Source organism: Methylomarinum sp. Ch1-1 (genome assembly GCF_030717995.2).
Taxonomy (GTDB): Bacteria; Pseudomonadota; Gammaproteobacteria; order Methylococcales; family Methylomonadaceae; genus Methylomarinum; species Methylomarinum roseum.
Genome location: NZ_CP157743.1, coordinates 4,026,717 through 4,048,526, shown reverse-complemented (window position 1 = coordinate 4,048,526; position 21,810 = coordinate 4,026,717). Strand labels below are relative to the sequence as shown.

The 21,810-nt window shown below is 51.6% G+C and carries 12 protein-coding genes and 1 pseudogene; 6 read left to right on the top strand and 7 right to left on the bottom strand.

Annotation, left to right across the window (positions count from 1 at the left end):
* The first annotated feature begins 892 nt into the window (after nucleotides 1-892).
* The 6 genes from Q9L42_RS18370 (at nucleotide 893) to Q9L42_RS18345 (ending at nucleotide 14,196) form a co-directional block, all read left to right on the top strand.
* A complete protein-coding gene (locus Q9L42_RS18370; protein WP_305906942.1) occupies nucleotides 893-2,644 on the top strand; it encodes an HlyD family efflux transporter periplasmic adaptor subunit in 1,752 nt (583 codons plus the stop codon).
* 7 nt (nucleotides 2,645-2,651) lie between these two features.
* The gene (locus Q9L42_RS18365) at nucleotides 2,652-4,802 is read left to right on the top strand and encodes a M50 family metallopeptidase (protein WP_349431572.1); all 2,151 of its coding nucleotides are present in this window, start codon (nucleotides 2,652-2,654) and stop codon (nucleotides 4,800-4,802) included.
* Entirely contained in the window at nucleotides 4,795-6,789 is a 1,995-nt protein-coding gene (locus Q9L42_RS18360) for a hypothetical protein (RefSeq protein WP_305906945.1), read from the top strand. Before Q9L42_RS18365 ends, Q9L42_RS18360 begins: the two co-directional genes overlap by 8 nt.
* 218 nt (nucleotides 6,790-7,007) lie before the next feature.
* The gene (locus tag Q9L42_RS18355; RefSeq protein WP_305906946.1) at nucleotides 7,008-7,907 is read left to right on the top strand and encodes an efflux RND transporter periplasmic adaptor subunit; all 900 of its coding nucleotides are present in this window, start codon (nucleotides 7,008-7,010) and stop codon (nucleotides 7,905-7,907) included.
* A 167-nt stretch (nucleotides 7,908-8,074) separates the two neighbouring features.
* Nucleotides 8,075-11,191, top strand: a complete 3,117-nt coding sequence (locus Q9L42_RS18350) for a DUF4347 domain-containing protein (protein ID WP_349431571.1) — start codon at nucleotides 8,075-8,077, stop codon at nucleotides 11,189-11,191.
* A 65-nt stretch (nucleotides 11,192-11,256) separates the two neighbouring features.
* Nucleotides 11,257-14,196, top strand: a complete 2,940-nt coding sequence (locus Q9L42_RS18345) for a bifunctional diguanylate cyclase/phosphodiesterase (protein ID WP_349431570.1) — start codon at nucleotides 11,257-11,259, stop codon at nucleotides 14,194-14,196.
* Nucleotides 14,197-14,549: 353 nt separating this feature from the next.
* On the opposite strand, the gene Q9L42_RS18340 is transcribed toward Q9L42_RS18345, so the two are convergent.
* The 7 genes and pseudogenes from Q9L42_RS18340 to Q9L42_RS18310 form a co-directional block, all read right to left on the bottom strand.
* Entirely contained in the window at nucleotides 14,550-15,455 is a 906-nt protein-coding gene (locus Q9L42_RS18340) for a malate dehydrogenase (protein WP_305906954.1), read from the bottom strand.
* Between the two features lie 117 nt (nucleotides 15,456-15,572).
* Nucleotides 15,573-16,607 (bottom strand): annotated as a pseudogene (locus Q9L42_RS18335) (HD-GYP domain-containing protein); the annotation flags it as partial.
* A 35-nt stretch (nucleotides 16,608-16,642) separates the two neighbouring features.
* Nucleotides 16,643-17,392 (bottom strand): transposase, encoded by a 750-nt coding sequence (locus tag Q9L42_RS18330; RefSeq protein WP_305906955.1) that lies wholly within the window; start codon nucleotides 17,390-17,392, stop codon nucleotides 16,643-16,645.
* Nucleotides 17,373-17,870, bottom strand: coding sequence for a helix-turn-helix domain-containing protein (locus Q9L42_RS18325; protein WP_349431252.1), 498 nt, complete (start codon nucleotides 17,868-17,870; stop codon nucleotides 17,373-17,375). The genes Q9L42_RS18330 and Q9L42_RS18325 overlap by 20 nt, the downstream gene beginning before the upstream one ends.
* Before the next feature lie 51 nt (nucleotides 17,871-17,921).
* Nucleotides 17,922-19,313 carry a PAS domain S-box protein gene (locus Q9L42_RS18320; protein WP_305906957.1) on the bottom strand — a complete coding sequence of 464 codons (1,392 nt, stop codon included), beginning with the start codon at nucleotides 19,311-19,313 and terminating at the stop codon, nucleotides 17,922-17,924.
* On the bottom strand, nucleotides 19,306-20,538 hold the full coding sequence (locus Q9L42_RS18315; protein ID WP_305906958.1) for a cache domain-containing protein: 1,233 nt from the start codon (nucleotides 20,536-20,538) through the stop codon (nucleotides 19,306-19,308). The genes Q9L42_RS18320 and Q9L42_RS18315 overlap by 8 nt, the downstream gene beginning before the upstream one ends.
* Before the next feature lie 144 nt (nucleotides 20,539-20,682).
* Nucleotides 20,683-21,801: an ABC transporter ATP-binding protein gene (locus tag Q9L42_RS18310; RefSeq protein WP_349431569.1), complete on the bottom strand. Its 1,119-nt coding sequence runs from the start codon at nucleotides 21,799-21,801 to the stop codon at nucleotides 20,683-20,685.
* Between the last annotated feature and the right edge of the window lie 9 nt (nucleotides 21,802-21,810).

Here is a 21,810-nt window from a genome sequence, read left to right as displayed (position 1 = left end):
CGCTGGGATGTGTGTTCAGAACCCAATCACGCTCACCCGGGTATTTCACAAAGGCGACCTGGGTCTTTGAAATAAGTATTCAGATCCAGCCTAGTACTCAGTCATTTTATGTATGACGGGTGCTCGGCAGGTGCGAATTTATTCGCATTGCGCGGCTAAATCTGCACCTACTTTCACAATTGCCGATAGAATAATATTGACTATGTATTAGACACCAGGCTCCGCCTTTAGATTGTCGTCGCTGTTGGTTTATACTAAGGAATATGCACAAAATAACTTCCCGAAACAGTAGGATTTGTGGTGGTTCGGTAACTCGCTTGACAGGACGCCGTTCACCCAGCACCTAAATAAACGAAGATGATTTATCGCAGCCATTGGCCTATGGAATTTAGGTGCTGGGTGGCAGCTAACAGCTCCTGCTTACCGCTGCACTTACACATCCTTGTGGGGCGTAGGTTTGAGCGCGGAATCTGACCGCCAGGGAGGGTGTAAATGCCGCGCACACTTCCTCCAGAGCGACCTGATGCGGTCTTAACCCTTTGCAAGATAATACTCTTTTCGAAAAATAGGACTTAAGGGAAACGTAACTATTCAGTATAAAAATACTTTTACTATCAGTTACTTGCTCCAGAAGACGCCGTAAATATGTCCCTATAGGCTTGGATGCGACATCCCTGTCGCATACACTTCTTCCACAAGCAATTGATAGTAAAAGAAATATTTTCTCAGTATCAAGCTGAATAGTTACGGGAAAACAACAACAATAACAACAGCAAAGTCCAGGAATGAATAAACATCATGAAAATTCGGCAAGGCTCGAGCAATTGACCGTAACCCCGTCATCTCCGAACTTAGCGATAGTGTGTAGAGTTATTTTGAGACGGGGGCGTCGATGAATTTTGCACAAGATTGGCTGAACATCCAATGCTCATCTATTGAAGGACTCCACTGCGCTTTATTTCTACTTGCTGAGCGGCAAGCCAGCGGCTTGAAGCCGGTTGCCCAATGGCCACAAGACAGTCGGGAGCCGTTGACGTTACTGGCTATTGCCAAATTGGCGCTAAAAAAACAGGATCGGGTCGTCAACGCCAACATCATCAATGCGAGTGATGGAAAACAAGCATTCGATTATATTGCCCTGCCCATCTATGCCGATCAGCAGTTGTTAGGCGTGATCGCCGTTAAGACCGGGCACCACGACGACCACAAGCGGCAATTAACGATACAAGCGCTAAAGACCGGCGCTAACTGGCTGGCGATGCCCAATGCAGTTGCAGACCGCCACTATCAAACTGTCGTCAAAATGGCGGTCAATGCCCTGCAGCAGAAGGACTCGCTTAATGAGGCGTACACCGCCTTGCTTTCCTCGTTCAGTGATGAATTTGCCTGCGAAAGGGTGGTTATCGCCGAGGTCGAAAATGACCGTGCTAGGGTGGTCGCCTTATCCAATAGCGCCAGGTTCGATGATAAAACCGGTCTGCTGCAAACGCTGGCGGCCGCCATGGATGAAGCGATAGCCCAGGATAGGGTGATCGTCTATCCGCCATTAGCGGAAGAAGAGTTAATGGTCACGATGGCTCACGCCGACTTGGCCGCTAAATTCTCTGGCGGCGCTCTATGCACGATCCCGCTGCTTTACGATGATAAGATTTTTGCGGTCCTGATGATGGGGCGCGATGAAAATAAGCCGTTTGACCGGCAAGACGTCAATATTTGTCAACAAACGCTGTCTTTGCTTACTCCTTTTTTAAAATTGAAGCGGGATGAAGAGCGTTTATTAATACAAAAATTCGCAGCATCTGCTAAAAAGATGTTTGCCGAATGTTTCGGTCTGCGCTATCTCGGTTTGAAATTATCGGTGTTGGGATTTTTCCTGATACTGGGGCTTACGCTGTGGCTGGAAGGGGATTTTCATATCCATGCCGATGCAGTTATAGAAGGAAAGGTGCAGCGGACTCTGTCGGCGCCGATGGAGGGGTTTATTCGCTCGGCAACGGTCAGGGCCGGGGACGCGGTTGCCAAAGGAGAGGTCGTGGCGGTCATCGAAGACCGCGATTTGAAGCTTGAAAAATTCAAATTAGCGGGGCAGCGTCGGCAATTGCAGAGAAAATATCGGGAGGCGATGGCAAACAGGGAGCTGGTGAAGGTTCGTGTCTATAACGCTCAGCTCGCGCAAATTGAAGCGCAAATTAAATTGAAACAGGAGCAGTTGCAAAGAACTCGGATTCGAGCGCCGTTCGATGGCATTATCATAGAAGGTGATTTGAGCCAATCTCTCGGCGCCCCGGTGACCCGTGGCCAGGCGTTATTCAAGATTGCGCCTTTGAGCGGTTATCGAGTGATGTTAAAAGTCAGTGAACAAGATATCTCCTATATTCGTCATGCCCAAACCGGGACACTGGGTTTATCCAGCCTAGCCGACAGAAGTTTTCCGTTGACGATAGAAAGAATTATCGAAGTGGCGCGGGTTGATGAAGGCGCTAATATCTTTAGGGTAGAAGCCTCGCTCCCTGGCGCGCCAAAGCTCTTACGTCCCGGCATGGAAGGTGTCGGCAAGATCGACATCGGCCGGAAAAAGCTGTTTTGGATCTGGACGCATCAATGGGCCGATTGGCTCAAATTGCGGTTATGGTCCTGGTGGTAGTGATAACATGAGTGAAATGCTATTCAGTCCTCTCTGGTATCGAGTGAGTCGGTTAAAGCCTCGATTACGCCAGCATGTGGACATGCGGCGGCATGATTATCGCGGCATGACCTGGTATATTCTGCACGACAAAGCCAGCGGGCGCTCTCACCGCTTTAATGCCAGCGCCTATCAGGTGATCGGATTATTAGACGGCAATACCTCGATGGAGCAGATCTGGAATAGCGTCGATGACCGCTTGGGCGATGCGGCGCCGACCCAAGAGCAGATCATCCAGCTGCTGGGAAAATTGCATGCCGCCGATTTATTGCAGTCTGGCTTGCCGCTAGATAGCGAAGAACTGTTGCAGCGTCGTCAACGGTTCAAGAACTATCAACTTAGGCAGCGCCTGGGCAATCCGCTGGCGATCAAGATTCCATTATGGGATCCCGACGATTTTCTGCGTCGAAACTTGCCGAAAATAAGCGGATTATTTCATCGCTATATAGGGGGGATATGGCTGTTATTGATCGCTGTTGCCGGAGTGGGCGTCGCCGTTCATTGGCAAACAATCAGCGGCTATGCGCTCGATCGCACGCTGAATCCCGATAATCTGCTCATCATCGTCTTGCTGTACCCGATGATCAAGTTTCTGCACGAATTGGCGCATGCCTTCAGCGCCCGTTACTATGGTGGCGAGGTGCATGAAATGGGCATTTCTTTTCTGATGTTCATGCCGATACCTTATGTCGATGTCTCCAGCGTCAATGTACTGCACGATAAGCGCCGACGGATAGCGGTCAGTGCGGCCGGAATAATCGTTGAATTATTCGTCGCAGCGTTGGGTGTACTGTTGTGGTTAGTCAGTGAGAGCGGACTGTTAAAAGATATCGCCTTCAATATGATGCTGATAGGCGGAGCGTCATCCTTTTTTTTCAATGCCAATCCGTTATTGAAATATGACGGCTATTACATGCTGGCGGATGCCGTGTCGATTCCCAATTTGTTTCGCCGCTCAGGCCTGTATTTCGGCTATCTGTATAAAAAGCATTTGTTGGGCCTGCAAGAGCTGAATTCCCCGGCCACGACGCCGGGAGAAGCGGGCTGGTTGTTCGGTTACGGTCTCGCTTCCTTTAGTTATCGTCTCATTATTTGCTGGCTGATCATCGTTTACGTCCTCGACAAATTTTATCTTGCCGGCCTAGTGTTGGCGCTTTGGCTGGTTTCGTGGCAAATCTTGAGACCTGTTGGCAGAGGCCTATGGTTCGTTTTCACCAGCCCGGCGTTGCAGCGCAAGCGCGTGCGGGTAATCGGTAAGGTAGCGGGGATAGTCTCGCTGATCATGGCGCTGATCTTTTATGTGCCGATGCCGTCCTACAGTCGTTCGGAAGGTGTCGTGTGGATGCCGGATGATGCTCAGCTCAGGGTTGAGTGCGATGGTTTTGTCGATGAGTTGCCGCCGAATTTGCCGGCGATCGTTGAGGCAGGTACCGCCATCGTGACCATCATCAATCCTTTGATGCGCACCGAAGTAGACGTGCTGAAGGCGAGATTGATAGAGCTGGACACTCAATTTAGGGCGGAATGGGAAAGCCATCGTGTCAAAGCGGACACGATCAGGGACGAGATGAAAGTCGTGGTGGAACAATTGCAACGAGCGCGACAAAAACAAAAGGCAATGGCTATCGTCAGCAAAAAAACCGGCAAATTGCTGATTCCTGACGCAGAAGACTTGCCAGGCCGCTATGTGCATCAAGGGGATGTCATCGGTTATGTGCTTGACGACTCTTTGCCGACGGTACGTGTCGTTGTCACCCAGGCGGTTCTGGGGCGAATACAGGAAAATTTGGCCGGAATACAGATACGCTTGGTCAATCAACCGGCTCGAGCGTTGCCGGCAAAAATCATCCGACGTGGGCCGGAGGCGACCAATGCTTTGCCCAGTCCGGCGTTGGCGACTATTAACGGCGGCAACATTGTTATAGATTCCCGATCTGAACAAGCATTACGAACGCGGGAAAAAATCTTCCAACTCGACCTGGCGTATAGTCCGGTCGGCGTCGGCAGCGAAATCATAGGGCAGCGGGTTTACGTGCGCTTCGATCATGGCGCCGAACCTTTGGCGCGACAATGGTATAGAAGCCTGCGGCAAGTATTTCTGAGACATTTCAATGGTTGACAGCCCGTTAAGACCGGGATTAATGCTCGGCGCTTATCCTCAGCAGGCGGAATCTAACTCGCCTTGGCTGGAGGCTTGGGCGCGGCGGAGCGGCGCCGCGATTAAACATCGTTTACGGCGGCATCGATACACACTGCGCTATATTGTCGGCAAGGTAAATCAATATCAGCATGCGTTTGGTGGACTTTCCGATGCCGAACTGCAGGCCCAAGTACGCCAGTTGCAGCAACGATTGCATGTCTATGGTCTGAGCGACGAGCTGATTCAGCAGGCCTTCGCAGCGATACGGGAAGCGGCCGACCGTGTGTTGGGAAAGAGACATTTTGATGTGCAGTTGCTGGGCGGCTGGGTCATGATCAATGGCATGGTGGCGGAAATGGAAACCGGAGAAGGTAAGACGTTGACCACGGCATTGCCTGCCTGTACCGCAGCGCTGGCCGGCGTTCCGGTGCATGTCATGACCGCCAATGATTATTTGGCGACCAGGGATGAACAACAGCTGCGGCCGCTTTTTCGCTGGTTGGGGATCGATTCGGCCGTCGTGACCGAGGCGATGAATAACGAAAGCCGAAGACGGGCTTATCGTCGCGGCATTGTTTATGCCGCCGGCCAACAGATCGCCTTTGATTATTTACGGGACCGCATGGCGATGGGGAATCAGCAAGGCAAGATGCAGTTGCAATTCAAGCACGTCGAGTCTCTGCGGCAAGGGCAGCCGGCGCCGTTTCTGTTACGTGGACTGTGTTTTGCCATCGTCGATGAAGCGGACAGTTTGTTAATCGATGAAGCCAAGACCCCATTGATTATTTCCAGAAGTCGACAACACGAACAACAAGCCCGGACTTGTTTCGATGCCTTGTCGTTGGCGGCATCACTACATAAAGGCAGCGATTTCCATCTCGACGCACAGCGCCAGCAGGTGACTCTGACGTCGCTCGGACAGGATAAATTGACCATACTGGCCGAATCCATGGCGCCATGCTGGCGGCCGCGCAGGCAGCGGGAACATAGGGTGACATTGGCGTTAAAAGCAAAATACCTGTTTCTTCGCGATGAACATTATTTGCTGCGCAATGGCAAGGTGGAAATCATCGATGCCTTAACGGGCAGGGTCATGCCTGGTCGCAACTGGGAGCAGGGCTTGCAGCAATTGATCGAAGCCAAGGAAGGATGTGAAATGAGTGCCGAGCGGGAGCCTTTAGCCAAAATGAGTTATCAACGGTTTTTTAGCCGTTATCTGCGTTTAGCGGGCACATCGGGGACGGTTAAGGAAGTCGCCGGTGAATTGAATCATGTTTATGGCCTGCGCGTCATCACGGTGCCGACGCATCGTCCCTCGCGCAGAGAAACGCAAGCGGAACGGCTATATAAAAACAGCGAACAACGATGGCGAGCGTTTGTACAAAGAGTCGAGAGCCTACAGCGGCAAGGTCGCCCAGTCTTGATTGGCGCGCGGACGGTGGCGCAGTCCGAAAACATCAGCGCCTTGCTAGCGGATCATGGGTTGCAACACCAGGTGTTAAACGCCCATCAGGATAAACGAGAAGCGGAATTGATCGCCAAGGCGGGGCAAAGGGGCTGCATCACCGTGGCCACCAACATGGCAGGCCGGGGCACCGATATTGCCTTGGGCGACGGAGTGGCGGAATTGGGCGGTCTTCAGGTGATCAGCACGGGGCGAAACGACGCCCGGCGGATAGATCGGCAATTGCATGGACGTTGCGCCAGGCAAGGTGACCCCGGTAGTGTCGTCGGCTATCTTTCGTTAGAGGATGATAAGCTGATAAGCTTCTATCCTCAGGTTATACTGAAATTGGCAGCCTGTCTTTGTCCGGAAAACAAACCGTTAGCGCATTTCTTGGCCGCTATTCTGCTGTCATGGCCACAAAAATGGACCGAATATCAGCATTATCGTCTCCGCTGTCAGCTGATGAAACGTGACAAACAACAAGCCAAAATTATGGCTTTTAGCGGACCGATGGAATAGCGGCGCTGGATCGATGGATTTTACGATAGAACAGTCAATGTTTATGAAAAAAATGATGTAACTATTCAGTATCTTTCGGGTTTTAGGCAGTAGGTCATTGATTTCTCGGGACGCGTGAATACATCCATGTAAGCTCTGACTGCAACGTCCTGTTGCAGACAGCCCGATAAATCAATAACCTACTCCCTCTTAGTAAAGCTACGCTGAATAATTACAAAATGATTAAAACAATAATGTTGTCGACATACGCGTCGTTGGTTTTATTTTCCATACCTTTGTGGGCGCAGGACTATACCGAGCTGGACTGCCTGGTAAAGCCGGAAATGTACATAGACATCAGCAGCCCTGTCGACGGCGTGTTGGAATCCGTTCTGGTTAACAAAAGCGATCGGGTAACGAAAGGTCAGGAACTGGCCAAACTGGAAGCCTCGGTGGAAGCGGCCAATGTCGAGGTTGCCGCGCAGGAAGCGCGGATGGGTAACTTGATCCATGCCAAAAAACTGCATTTTCAATATGCTCAACGAAAAATGGAGCGTATCGCCGATCTATTCAGAGGCAAAGTGTCTTCGACGCAGGAATACGATGAAGCGGCCACCGAAGTCGCATTGGCGAAATCGCAGTGGTTGCAGTCGCAACTAGACAAAAGAAAAAATGAACTGAAACTGGCGCTGGCGAAAGCCCAGCTCGAGCAGAAAACCATCAAGAGTCCGATAAACGGTATTGTCGTTGAACGTTACCTGATGCCGGGAGAGTCGGTCGAAAACCAACCCATACTACAATTAGCTAAAATAGACCCGCTCATGGTCGAAGTCGTGGCGCCCGCCGAGTTGTTCGGTAAAATCCAACAGAATATGGCGGTCGAAGTATATCCGGATATTCCGGTCAACAGTAACTATCAGGCAACGGTTAGCGTGATAGATCGAATGATCGATGCGGCCAGCGGCAGTTTTAGCATACGCCTGTCATTACCCAACCCGGATGACAAATTGATCGGCGGTAGTAAATGTATCGCGAGGTTCGCCGTCAAACTGCCTGCCTCACTTCCCGCGTCATTAACGGGTTCCGCCGAGGATGAATTGCCCGAAGATATCCAGGCATTATTGACCCCTAAAAATTAATTTGATTAAGAAAAAATAGCGTTATCTGAATTAAAGAGGGCATTTTTGCGGTATTAATCACAAAAAGAAATATCGCTGTTGAATAGGCGCGCCAATAAAACGAATAATGTATCGACCAGCAACATAACAATAATTAATGCTGGCTGTCATTAAGGGGGGGCTAGCCTATGACACAGAGGTTGCAGGGTAACGCTTATTCCGAACCAATCCTAGAGGAATTGGAAGCAAGGCAACTATTTTCCGGCGGGGGGGCTGACGGATTATTGACCGATGCGGCCATCATCGAGCCGGTCATTCTGCAGGAAGTGGATAATGTGATCATCGATAGCGATGGTAACACTGCAGACGTTGTCGAGTCGGTGACGGCGTTACCTAGGGAACTGGTTTTCATCGATGCCGATGTTGAAAATTATCAGCAATTGCTGAACGATATTGTCGGTCAGGATGGCGTGGAGCGGAATCTTGAAGTCATCTTGTTGGATAATCAACGTAACGGCATTGAGCAAATCTCTGAAGCTTTGGCTTCATATTCCGAGCTTGATGCGGTGCATTTGATTTCTCATGGGGATGATGGCACGGTCGATATCGGTAATTCACGATTGGATTTACAGGCTCTGAACCAGAATTTGGCGGAAATCGCCGCTTGGGGCGAGGCCTTCAGCACAGACGGTGATTTTCTGATCTATGGCTGTAATCTGGCGCAAACCGAAGCCGGCAAGAGCTTGCTCAATGACCTTAGTCAGTTAACCGACACCGATGTCGCCGCCTCCGAAGACTTGACCGGTCATGCCAGCCTGGGGGGTGACTGGGAGCTGGAGTTCAGCACCGGCCAGATAGACACCGATATCGCCGTCAGCGCCAGCGGCCAACAAGATTGGCAAGCACTGCTGGCGACTTATCCTTCTTCCTATGGCTTGCTGAGTCCGCTGGAATGGATCACCAATGTCAGCTTTGCCGGCATCGATAACGCCAGCGGACCTGAAGGATTGTTATCCATAGGCGCCTATGGCGACTATACCGATCAATTCGCCAATGTTGAAGTTGGGAAGACTTATACGCTGTCGGTGACCATCCAGCCTAATACTTTGTTAGCAAATGAGTTTGTCAACGCCTGGATCGATTGGAATCAGGACGGTGATTTCACAGATGCCGGTGAAGCTTATAGCGTCGCTGCTGGCGTCAACACTAGTGGTCCCCACAGCATCGATATCACGGCGCCGGACACGGCATTATCAGGCGCCACTCGATTGCGGGTCAGCCTGAATAATGGCGGTTCGCCGGCTTCCGATGGCATTGATCTTTTGGGAGAGGTGGAAGATTACTCGGTGACGATCAACAACGCGCCGCAAGCGGCCGACAGCACCGTCACAACCGACGAAGATACGACTTATGTCTTTAACGCAGCCGATTTTAATTTCAGCGATATCGACGGCGATAGCCTCGCCAGCGTTCAGATCACCAGTCTTGAGACGGCCGGTAGCTTGCAACTCAGCGGTGTCGATGTCGCACTGAATCAGGTGATCGGTTTGGCCGATATCGATGCAGCCAATCTCACCTACATGCCGGCCGCTGATGCGAACGGCAGCGCTTACGCCAGCTTCGGTTTCACCGTCAATGATGGCATCGCGAACAGCATTGCTAGCTACACGATGACGATAGACGTTAGCGCGGTCAACGACGCCCCGACCGGAGCCGTGACCATCGGCGGTGTCGCGGAAGAAAACCAAACCCTGACCGCGGCGAACACCCTCAGCGACGCCGACGGCCTCAGCGGCCCGATCGGCTACCAATGGCTACGCGACGGCGTTGCCATTAGTGGCGCGACGGCGAACAGCTATACGCTGGGCGACGCCGACGTCGGTTCACAGATCAGCGTGCAGGCCGCTTATACCGACGATCAGGGCAGCGCCGAAAGCGTCACCAGCGCCGCGGTCGGACCGGTGGGCAACGTCAACGACGCGCCTATTGCGGTTTCCGATGCCTATGTCGGTGATGAAGACGAGGTTATTAGCGGCAATGTGCTCGATAATGACAGCGATATCGATGGCGATGTCTTGAATGCGCTACAAGTCATAGCGCCCGCCAACGGCAGTCTGGTTTTGAATGCCGACGGCTCGTTCATTTACAGCCCGCATGCCGATTTCAATGGCATCGATAGTTTTAGCTACCAAGCTTACGATGGCTCGGTGGCTTCAAATCCCGTCATGGTGGATATCACGATCAATCCTGTCAACGATGCGCCGCTGGCGTCAGATATGACGATTTCCGCTTCTGACACCAGCGTCTATAGCGGCAGCCTGCCGAGCGCCAGCGACGCCGAATCCGACAGCGTCTATTATGCACTGGCGGCCGATGCCAGTAACGGTAGCGTAGTCGTTAATGCCAATGGCGGCTTCAGTTACACTCCTATGTCTGGTTTTCTCGGAACGGACAGTTTTAGCTACACCGTCAATGACGGTGGCGGCGGAAGCTCCTATACGGTGACCGTTAACGTGATTGATGGCTTCAGTGAAACCCTAGCGACCAGTTCCGCCGAGGCCATGCTCATTACCGATGACATCTTCTTCAGCGGCCTGATGATGCAGCAGAATATCGCCGTTGCCGACAGCGATGACAGCCTCTTGCGCGTTGACAAGGCGAGCTCCTTTACGGCAACCGAAACAGCCGGCATTGAAGCGCATGTCATCGATCATTCGAACTTGAATCAACAGGGGGTAGGGGGGATTGTTAACCCAAAAGATGCGGCCATTAAGCAAGGTTTTTTAGGCAAAGCTTTATCGAGTTCAACCGATCAAAATGGCGGGATCGGTTCCGCCAATGCCGAACAGTCCGGCTTCCTGCTTGAGCGGCGCTTCGGCGACGATGGTCAATTTATCAAATCCGAATCGGTTTACGACCGCTGGCTGCGTGAACAAACCCGGCAGTTGATAGAGCTTGATCTGCGGGAAACGGCTGCAAGCGAATCTGATATCGACATAGGTTCAGAGGCATTATGGCGTAATATTGAACTGATGAGGGCACAGATGGAGGCAAGCGAGCAACTCGATGGAGACGATTTTGAAATTGAATTTGTTTTTGGCGCCTCGGTCAGCTTGACCGCCGGCTTTGTCAGCTGGCTCTTAAGGGGCGGCGCGCTACTGTCCAGCCTGTTATCGTCGCTGTCTTTGTTTAAGCGATTCGATCCGTTAGCCGTCGTTTTTCGCGATTCGACAGATAAGGAGGAGAACAACGAGGACCCCGCCTCTCAGGACGAGGTTGAATCGATGTTCAGCGTCAGACAATGAACGTGGTTAAGGGATCATTCACATCGCTGTGGCCGTCTATAGCCATCAGTATCGCATTAGTATTGATGACTGCCAGCATCATTCTTTTTGCCGATATCTTAGGCATTGCTCCGGATCAGCCGAAATATGAGTTGAAGAGTCGCAAGCAAATCAGTGAATCGATGGCGATACTTTTTTCGACGATGGCTTATGATCAGGATATCGAAACAATCAGGACTTTAATGTCCAAAATCGTCGTTCGCGAACAGGATATCTTGTCGGCCGGTTTTCGCCTACAATCCGGCCGTTTGTTATTTGCAGCGGGTCCTCATGCTCAGTATTGGGGCGATTACAGCGGGTCCAAATCGACGTCCAGTCATGTCTTGGTGCCTATTTATCGGGGCAAGAGCCAGATAGGCACGATAGAGCTCAGCTTTAAGCCGCTTGCCGGCGCCGATGGCTGGGCTATCTTTGATAATGATATTTACAAGCTGATTTTATTCGTCATTATTTTCGGTTTTTTTTCGTTTCTGTTTTTTGTTTTACGGACACTGCGTCAGATTGATCCGTCCGCGGTGATTCCTGAAAGGGTCAATGCGGCTTTCGATACTTTGGCCGAAGGGGTCGTCATTTTGGATGATAAAGAGCAAATTGTATTGGCGAATACGGCCTTTTCGGAAATCGTCAAGCACAATGCCGCCAGCTTACTCGGATTTAAACTCTCCGATTTGGCATGGCAAGCGCCGGATGAAGACGGTGGAGATATCCTATACCCTTGGTTGATCGCCATGAACTCAGGTGAAAGCAGTATCGGCGATAAGTTAACCTTGGAAGTTGAAGCGGGGGAAACGCGGACGATGGTGATTAATAGCGCGCCGATACACGATCATCAAGGCAAACAGCAGGGCATGTTATTAACTTTCGATGATGTGACGGAATTGGAATTGCAAAAAAGACAACTGCAAGCCACCGTTTCGGATCTTGAAAGTTCGAGAAAAGAAATTCAGCAACAAAATAAAGAATTACATTTTTTGGCGACCCGCGACCCTTTGACCGGTTGTTTAAACAGACGTTCTTTTTATCAGCAATTCGCGGCCATGTTTAAAATGGCGCGGACTCAACGGGAAAAATTGTGCTGTATCATGGCCGATATAGACCATTTTAAACGGGTCAATGACAATTTTGGTCATGCCGTTGGTGATGAGGTGATCAAACTATTGGCCGATGTCTTGCAGTCCAGCACCCGTGAACAGGATATCATCGGGCGTTATGGAGGGGAGGAATTTTGTATCGTATTACCGGGGATTGATTGTGATGAAGCGGTTTCAGTCGCAGAAAGAATCAGGCTAAAAGTTAAGCAGCAATCGGCCGAGCGATTTATAGCCGGGCCGACCGTTAGCGTCAGTCTGGGCGTTTCTTCGATGCAGAATCAGGCTCAGGATCTCGCCGAATTGAATGAGCAGGCCGATCAGGCTCTTTATGTCGCCAAGGAAGCCGGTCGTGACCGAGTCGTCAATTGGACCGCAAACGATGAAAACGTGCCTCATGGCCAGCCTAAAACAACTAAGGACAAGCAATCCCATCAACGTATTTCGATTTCCGACCCTTCCCAACAGCACGAAGACGTCAATCGTCTCCTAGCTCAAGTGAAGCAATTGGAGGAAGCCGCCGAACAGCTGCAACATGAACGCTATTACGACAAGCTGACCGGTTTACCCAGTCAAATATTTTTTTATGATCGCATCAAACAAGCGGTGGAGCGATGTGAGCGACAAGGACGGTTAACCGCGATTCTCATCGTCACTTGCGATTTGTTTTCGCAAGTCAATAGCAGTTTTGGCCGGGCAATTGCGGATCAAATGTTTATCTCGCTAGCCAAGCGCATGGACGGTATCTTTCGTAAAGATGACAGCATCGCCTTGTTTAATGCCGTTGCCGAGGATTTGATCATTTCGCGTTTCGAGGGCGATGAATTCGCCATCTTGCTGGCCGACTTTGACGATCGCATGATCGTACCAGCGGTGGTGAAACGCATTGCCGATGCGATGAAAACGCCCGTTTGCATAGACGATAAACAAGTGTCGGTCTCTTGTAAGATAGGCATCAGTCTTTTTCCAGAAGATGCCGGATCGGCGGAGGAATTGCTTGCACATGCCAATACCGCGAAATGTTTCGCCAAAAAAACGCCTGAAACCAACGCCTATCGTTTTTTTGATCCTGAAATGCAGAACAGCTCAGTTAAGCGCTTAGCGCTAGAAGCGGAAATCAGAAGGGCGATAGAAAACGAAGAATGGTTGTTGTACTACCAGCCTAAAATGCATATGGCCAGCAAGGAGATTAGAGGGGTCGAGGCTTTGATTCGTTGGAAACATCCGCAATTAGGCATCTTAGGGCCTCTTGAGTTTATCGAATTAGCGGAAGAAAGAGGACTGATTTATCAGATCGGCGAGTGGGTCATCCGAACAGCCTGTCGGCAAGCTAAACTTTGGGCCGATAAGGGGTTGGATCTCAAGGTCGCGGTTAATTTATCCGCGTTGCAGTTGGGTCAGGAACATTTCGCCGACCTGGTCTGGACGATTATTCAGGAAACCCAAATCAGGCCGCAAAATTTGGAATTGGAAGTGACCGAAACCGTTTTGATGCATAATCTCGATACCGCGGTGGCGACGTTGAACAAACTGCATGACAAAGGCATAGGGATTGCGATAGATGATTTCGGGACCGGTTATTCGTCATTGAGTTATTTGAAGCAATTTCCCATCGATACCTTAAAAATCGATCGCGCCTTCATAAAAGATATCGTCAATGACGATTACGATAAGAATATCGTCAAGACGGTCATCACGATGGCGCATGGTCTTAACTTGAGGGTGACCGCGGAAGGGGTGGAAACGCAAGCCCAATATGATCTGCTCGAAAGCAAGTGTTGCGATGAAATTCAAGGTTATCTGCTAAGTAAACCGGTCGATGCCGATGAAGTGACAGAATTATTATTAGGAAGCCAAAGCGTTTGCCTAGAAGTTTGAGGAAAAAGGGGACAGGAAAAAGGGGACAGGCTACTTTTACTGAAATTTCAGTGTAATTATTCAGCGTATTTTTATCAGAGGGAGTCGATTATTGATTTATCGGGTTGTCTGCAACAGGCAGATTTTTGCTCTGACCGCCAAGGAAGGCGGAAATGTAGAAAATGCAGGAGCAATTTTCTACCTACAAAATCTGCATTTCCATCGTCCCTGACGGTCAGACGTTGCAGTCAGAGCTATAGGCTTGGATGCGATATTCTTGTCGCATACACTTGTTCCGCAAGCAATGGATAGTAAAAGAAATATTTTCTCGGTATCAAGTTGAGTAGTTACGATTCTTGTATCCCGAACTGAGGTTAAAGCAGGGTTTGTAGATTGGATTTAACCAATGCCGCCGTTTTTTTCAACGCAGCGATCTCCCTCGGGTTCAGGTCGGGGTGTAAATGCCGAATAATACCGACACGACCGACTACGACAGGAATGCTGAAACAATTATCCTGAATGCCTTGCCATTCATCGAAATAGGTGCTCAAGGGCATGGTGCGATGGTCGTCATAGACTATCGACTGAATCACTTCACAGGTGGCGGCGGCAATCGCGTAATTGGTATAGCCTTTTAATTTGTAGACGTCAAAACCGGCGTCGCTGACTTCGTTAAAAATCTCACGATGCGTCGGATTGTCGATGATTTGTTCGCCGCCGGCCGACGCATGGCTGAACACTGGAAACTGGTTGGGACCATGTTCACCCAATATGTAGGCGCGTAAATCGTCGGGATGAATTTGTTCTTTAACGGACAGGAGAGCTCTAAAACGCGCTGAATCGATGAGGGTTCCGATGCCGAGAACTCTGGTGGCGGGAAACCCACTCAATTGCGTCGTCAAATACGTCAGTATATCGACCGGGTTGGTGACGATGATGAAAATTGCCCGCGGATTTTGCTGGCTTAGCGTCGGAATCAGTTGACGAAATAAATTGACATTGGCCGGCCCCAGTTCCAGACGGGTCGACATTTCATTGGATAACGGCACGGAGGCGGTGACGACAACGATGTCGCTATCATGCACTTGGTCAATGGCGTTGCTTTCAATCTGCATGGGGCGTTGGCAAAACGCCAAGGTATGCTGAAGATCCAGAGCATCGCCTTGCGCTTTAGTGATGTTGCGGTTGGCGAGAACCAGATGATTGCCCACTCCCTTAAGCACCAATGCGTAGGCCAGCGTCGAGCCGACGTTTCCGGTTCCGATGATAGCGATTTTCATAGCGCAGTCCTGTTAAGCCCAATAAAATGGCATGGGTGTCGACAATGATGACGCAAAAGACGACGTATTGCCAATTCATTTTTCGGCGCAAGTGACCTGTTTATGGCGCCAGCAATTTCAGGCATCCAATGTGTAGCCTTTTTCCCTGAAAAGCCTCAAACAGGCATCGACGACATCGGCATCATAAGTCAGACCTCGCTTGCTTTCGATTTCATCCAGCGCCGTGTTTATGCCGAGGCCGGGACGATAGGGGCGGTGTGCGGTGATCGCTTCCACCGCGTCGGCGGCCGCTAAGATGCGCGCCTCCAGGATGATCTCGTCGCCTTTCAGACCATTAGGGTAGCCGGAACCGTCGAGACGCTCGTGGTGCTGCAGGACCATGTCCGCGACCGGCCAGGGAAATTGCACATCCTTGATGATGTCATAGCCGACCTCGGCATGGGACTTGATCATGCCGAATTCGTGTTCCGACAGTCGGCCCGGACGATTGAGAATTTCCGCCGGGATATAGATCTTGCCGATATCATGTATGGTCGCCCCCAGTCTCAGTCCCTCGATACGTTCTTGATCCAAGCCCAGCTCCTCTGCTATGGCCGCGGCCAAGTCGGCCACCCGGCTCTGATGGCCAGCTGTGTAAGGGTCGCGTTTTTCCACCGTCAGCGCGATCGCCCGTATCGTACCGATCAAAGCCTCCTTGAGTTGATTGGCGCTTTTCAGGTGCTCCTGTTGGTAGTGGTCGCGCTCGCGTCGCGTCCTCAGCGTATGCACCCCGAAAGCGAGGTCGCTTGCCAACTCCTGCAACAGCTCGATTTCATCCTCGTCGAAGGCCTGAGGCTCGGCGGCGTAAATGTTGATCACGGCGAACACATCGCCAACCTCGTTTTTTAGCGGCAGGGTGATGCAGGAGGCATAGCCGCGCGCCAGCGCCTGGTCGCGCCATGGCATGAATTGCGGATCGGTATCGATATTGGCTGCCAGCTGCGGTGTTCCAAAGCGCACTGCGCGGCCGGCGGGACCTTGGCCGCGTTCGGAGTCGGCCCAGGTCAGATGCAGAGCATTCAGATAACCGTCTTCATAACCGGCGTTGGCGATCGGGCGTATGCTTTTCGCCGGGTCATGTTCGACCAGACCGATCCAGGCCAACCGGTAACCCCCTAGTACTCGCCTTCTGAAATACCTTCGATAATTTAGACAAGTAGAGGCTTACCAATATAGGTCCATCGAAACGGTTTTGCCAATGTTTCATTAAAAAATGCAATGAACGCCTGAATTCTTTGATTCAGAGCCTTAATCGAAGGGAAACTTCCGCGTTTGAGTAAGCGACGGCTTAAAATGCCGAACCAAATCTCGACTTGGTTCAGCCATGAACAATGTTTTGGTGTATAAACAAAACGGATACGGTGCTCGGTGCATTGTAAAAAGTCCGCGCGCGACGCCATGTTCTCTAAAATGCCGGATTGTCCTTTCTCGCCCAGCGGGGCTTCGATGCCGCAGAGTTCTGCCACACATTTCACCAATGAAGCGGATTTATGCGTATTCAGTTGGTCGGCAATAAATACCCATTTTGCCGTGGGGTCAGTAGCGACGGTCGCCTGGATATGGGCCACAAAATCGTTTTCTGTTCGGGTGTCGCCCAACGTTGGACACAGGATTTTTCCGGTCGCTACTTCAAAATTGGCTATCAGGGTTTGTGTGCCATGCCGTTTGTACTCAAATTCGTGTAATTCCAGTTTTCCTTTGGACATCGGGTGATCCGGATGAATCCGTTCCAGCGCCTGAATACCGGTTTTCTCGTCCACACTGATCACATGTACACCGGATTCGTGTAGCTCTTGAGCTTGATGGTAGAGCTTGCAAACGTCTCTCACTTCTTGTCGAAAGGTCGCTTCATCTTCGGCTTTGTGGTTGAGCCAATATTTAGTGCGATGCGGTTTCAAATCCCCCTGATTTTAAAAAACGCCCGATACTGCTGAGCGAAATGGTGTCTACAATCCCCCTATCAATAGCGGTTCGGACGAGTGCCGGTTGCGTCCAATGACTGAGATGCTCGGGAGGCGTTTCACAAGCGAGCGCCAATAACTGGCAAATCTGCTCCGCAGTAAAGACGCCGGGGCAGCCAGCGCGTGGTTTGTCGGCCAACACGTGACTGATCGCCTCGCGCAACTTTTTTGATTGGTCGGCATATTTTTCCAACTCAATACTGTCGCCTAACCAACGCTTTCGCCAAAACCCGACCGTTTCTTCACAGAGCCCCAGGTTTTGAGCGATCGATTTATTGGTGTTGCCGACGTGGGCCAATAACACGATTTGAGCACGTTGCACCAGACTGTGTGGCGCTTCGCGACTTCGAACAATGGTTTCCAAAATGCTCTGCTGTTCAGAGCTCAATGTCAGTGGGAGGAGTGGACGTGCCAAGGGATTATTTTATTGGTTTCAAATCGTTGTATTATCCAATATATTTCAAGTTTATTGTACTAGTTCGACGATGGCTCGACACATATCGCTCATCAGTTTCTGCTCCCCGCTGCTGTGCACCAGCAGCGTATTGCAGGCGCTCAGCGTACGATGGGCGCGCAGCACGTTCCGCAGTTTTCTTTCGGCCAGCTTTCGCTCGCTAATATCACGGAGGATGCCGACCGCATGCCAACGCTGTTTGATTTGCACCGGCGCGACCGACAATTCGATGTTGATGGTGTGACCGCTTTTGTGCAAGGCTTCCAGTTCCAGCACCTGACCGATCGCTGCGCCGCGGCCGTTCTTGGCGAAATCCGGCCAGCCGGCACGATAAGCCGCATGGTAGTGTTCGGGAGCCAGCAACAGATGCACATTTTGTCCGATCACCTCGTCGCCCTGATAGCCGAAGATACGCGTCGCCGCCTCATTCCAGAAAACGATCAGGCTGTCGTCATCGAGCATCAGCATGGCGTCCTGGGCCGCAGAGCTCATTGCGCGAAACTGTTCCTCGCTCTCGCGTAACGACGATTCGGCCTGTTTGATCTGGCGCAAATCGAGATAGAGATTGATGAAACCGGTGATTTCGTCTCGATGGTTACGGATCGCGCTGGCGTTGAGCAGTACCGGAATCACGGCGCCATCTTTCGCGCGCCTGAGTACTTCACCCTGCCAAAGCCCGTGTTTGCGCAACTGCTCAAGCACGGCGGGCGGTTGTATCGTCGCCTCCCGTTCGGGGGCTGTCAGCAAGGAGATCGATTGGCTGCTGATTTCTATTTCGTCATAGCCGAATAAACGCTGGAAGGCCGGGTTGATGTGGCGCACTTTTCCTTCGTCATCAAGCACCAGCATCGCCTCGGAGGCCTGTCGAAAGGCCTCGCTTAAGGTGCGCTGTTCCTGTTCGGCGCGGCGACGTTCACTGACATTCTGCATCATATGCAGTGAATAGAGATAGTGATTGTGATGATCGAGGATCGGATAATAACGAGTCAGGAAGGTTTCACCGTTAAGCAGGTTCAACTCTTCCTCGTGCATCTGTTTTTGTTCGATGGTCTCGATACAGCACAAAGGCGGGGCATCGAGTTTGGGAAACAATTGCCAGTAAGGTTTGCCTATGATCTGCTGCACATCCAGGCCGGTGCGTTCCGCATAGGCGCGATTGGCGCGCATGATACGGTAATCACGATCATGCATGAAGATCGGATCCTGAACCGCATCCATCGCGCTCTGTAATTCATGTCTGGCTTGTTCGACCTCAACCTGGGTCTCTTCCAAGTCTTCCAGCATCGCCAGCAAGGCTCTCCGGGTTTTTTGCGAGGCGCGTTCGCGTTCCTGCGCCGCTTCCAGCTCGGCTTGCAGGCGAGCGGTCAATTCCGACTTGGATAGGAGGGAGTCGGTTTTATCCATGATCATCCTCTCGTTCTGTTAGGTCGGCATTGACCAATGTCTTCAATCTGCGATTTTCCTGCTTGAGTGTCTGGATGCGCAGTTCGCGGTGGACCGTCAGGCGTTCGAAGCGCTCCAAATCATTGATGCGTTCCGTTAATTCCTCGATATGGCGGCGTTGATCGGCCTCACGCTCATTAACGCCTTCGAGGATTTGTTTATGCGCCTGTCGCAACTGATATTCGGTTTTTCTTAGGTGATAATATAAAACGAGGCTTAATAGCAGGCCGCCGGCGAGTACGCTGATGACGAACCCGAAAAAGTTGTCATCGATATGCTGATTGAGCGCGCTGACATCGCGCAATATGAGCATTTGCCCGATTTGGCGATCTCCGGCGTCGAACAAAGGGATGGCGCCGACATTGAGCGTTCGCGCCCCAGCGTTGATGATTTGACTGTGAGGCGCAGTGGATTGACCCCATTTTTTCAACAGCGAATCTAAAAATTCGGGGACTTGCGCTTGTGTTTGCGCCGCCAAAACCCGGTCTGGATAGCGTTCCCAATCCGGTGTCCTGTTTAAGCTCAGCATGAATTGTTCCCAGTCTTGACGGTCGAGAAAGTCTTTATAGAGCAGCACATAACCCTCAACATTGAAATCGTGGGCCAAATCGAGCAGGCTGTCCAACGTTTCCTCGCCCAGTTCCAGATAACCGATCAAGCGTCCATCCATCTTGACCGGCGCCACCGCGCGCTGGGTATAGGTGCCGGTTTTGCCTAGTCCGACGCCGACCGCGGTTTGACCGGTTCGTTCCGCCTGCTGGGCGCTGACGCGATCGTTGCGGTCGCCATAGACGCTCGGATTGTGCAGCCGTAACAAGGTTTGACGCCGGGCATCATGGAAATAAAAATGACTAATATTGTAAGCTTTTTTGAATCGTTCGAATTGGGGGAGGGCCAGTGTCATCAAGGCATCGCGGTCGCCGGCGGCCAGCGCCTTAACCAAGCGTGGCTCCCGGCTTAATGTTTCGGCGAGGGCGCTCAGTTTTTCGCCGCGCAAGGTCATCGAAATGCGATGATTGGTCGCAATCATCGTCAATTCGCGGGTCATGTTTTCTTTGAATTGCGAGCGCAGATCGACGAAATGGATCACGGTGGAGAGGATTATCATTAGCGTGAAGATCATCAGCAGCGGAATCAGCAGCCGCCAGCGGATATGATGTTGTGAGGTAATAATCGCTTTAGTCATTCCTTTTATTTAAGGGCGTTTAGGTAGTTCCGTATAAGTCTGGATTATTTTAGGGTTATTTCAAGCGGATAACAGCAGATTACCGGTATAGATGGGCTAATTTTTTTGGAGGGCAATTCATTGCGCTTGCAGTAAGCATCGCATTTACAGGGTTAGATTATAGCCTGTTTCGCCGTCGAATAGGTGAATATCGCCAACATCAAGCATGAGCTGCAGCGATTCGCCTGCTCGCAGCTCAAGCGATGGGGGGAGTCGGAACACCAGCGTGGCGCGGCTTTTGTCGTCCGCCATTCGGCTTTGATTGGGCAACTCGAGATCGGAATAGGCGAACAGTTCGGCGCCGAGCCATTCGACGACATCGATGGCGGCCCGAAAGACCAATGCTTGTCGATCGTCTTTCGCGTTGTCCGCACAGTGGACGTCCTCCGGACGGAAACCAGCGATCAATGGCCGGGTTGAAAATTCGTGGTAGCGCTCGGGAAGTCGGGCGGCGGCGAACGGCAACTGCAGTTTGCCTTCCTTGATTTTGGCCGGCAAGAAATTCATCCCCGGCGAGCCGATGAAGCCGGCGACGAATAGGCTGGCAGGTTTCCGGTATAGTTGCTGGGGCGTGCCGATTTGTTGCACTTCGCCTTCGTTCAGCACGGCGACGCGATCGCCCAGCGTCATCGCTTCGGTCTGGTCATGGGTGACATAAATCATCGTCGTTCCAAGGCGTTTTTGCAGCCGGCCGATTTCGCTGCGCATTTGCACTCGCAGCCGGGCGTCGAGGTTGGACAGCGGCTCGTCCAGCAAGAACACGGACGGCTCGCGCACCAGCGCCCGTCCCATCGCGACGCGTTGACGCTGACCGCCGGACAAGGCGGCCGGTTTGCGTTCCAACAGTTCGCTCAATTCCAGCAGTTCGGCTGCTTCCTCGACCTTGCGTCGAATTTCAGTCTTGGGCAGTCCGGCCAGTTTCAGCGGAAAGGCGATGTTGTCGCGCACGCTCATATGCGGATAGATCGCATAACTCTGAAACACCATCGCGATGTTGCGGTCCTTGGGATCCAAGTCGTTGATGATATGGCCGTCGACCCGAATTTCGCCGGCGCTGACGTCCTCGAGGCCGGCGATCATGTTCAGCAACGTCGACTTGCCGCAGCCCGACGGGCCGACCAGGATGAAAAATTCGCCGTCGTGTATCGTGAAGCCGATGTCATGCAAGACTTGCGTGCCATCGGGAAACTGTTTGCCGATCCCTTCCAGTACGATTTCCGCCATATCGTCTCC

Bases quoted from the DNA above. Each gene is read 5' to 3' on its own strand.
- Q9L42_RS18350 (WP_349431571.1), top strand. From the start codon at position 8,075: ATGACACAGAGGTTGCAGGGTAACGCTTATTCCGAACCAATCCTAGAG.
- Q9L42_RS18340 (WP_305906954.1), bottom strand. From the start codon at position 15,455: ATGAAAATCGCTATCATCGGAACCGGAAACGTCGGCTCGACGCTGGCC.
- Q9L42_RS18365 (WP_349431572.1), top strand. From the start codon at position 2,652: ATGAGTGAAATGCTATTCAGTCCTCTCTGGTATCGAGTGAGTCGGTTA.
- Q9L42_RS18355 (WP_305906946.1), top strand. From the start codon at position 7,008: ATGATTAAAACAATAATGTTGTCGACATACGCGTCGTTGGTTTTATTT.
- Q9L42_RS18315 (WP_305906958.1), bottom strand. From the start codon at position 20,538: ATGACTAAAGCGATTATTACCTCACAACATCATATCCGCTGGCGGCTG.
- Q9L42_RS18310 (WP_349431569.1), bottom strand. From the start codon at position 21,801: ATGGCGGAAATCGTACTGGAAGGGATCGGCAAACAGTTTCCCGATGGC.
- Q9L42_RS18360 (WP_305906945.1), top strand. From the start codon at position 4,795: ATGGTTGACAGCCCGTTAAGACCGGGATTAATGCTCGGCGCTTATCCT.
- Q9L42_RS18370 (WP_305906942.1), top strand. From the start codon at position 893: ATGAATTTTGCACAAGATTGGCTGAACATCCAATGCTCATCTATTGAA.
- Q9L42_RS18320 (WP_305906957.1), bottom strand. From the start codon at position 19,313: ATGGATAAAACCGACTCCCTCCTATCCAAGTCGGAATTGACCGCTCGC.
- Q9L42_RS18345 (WP_349431570.1), top strand. From the start codon at position 11,257: ATGACTGCCAGCATCATTCTTTTTGCCGATATCTTAGGCATTGCTCCG.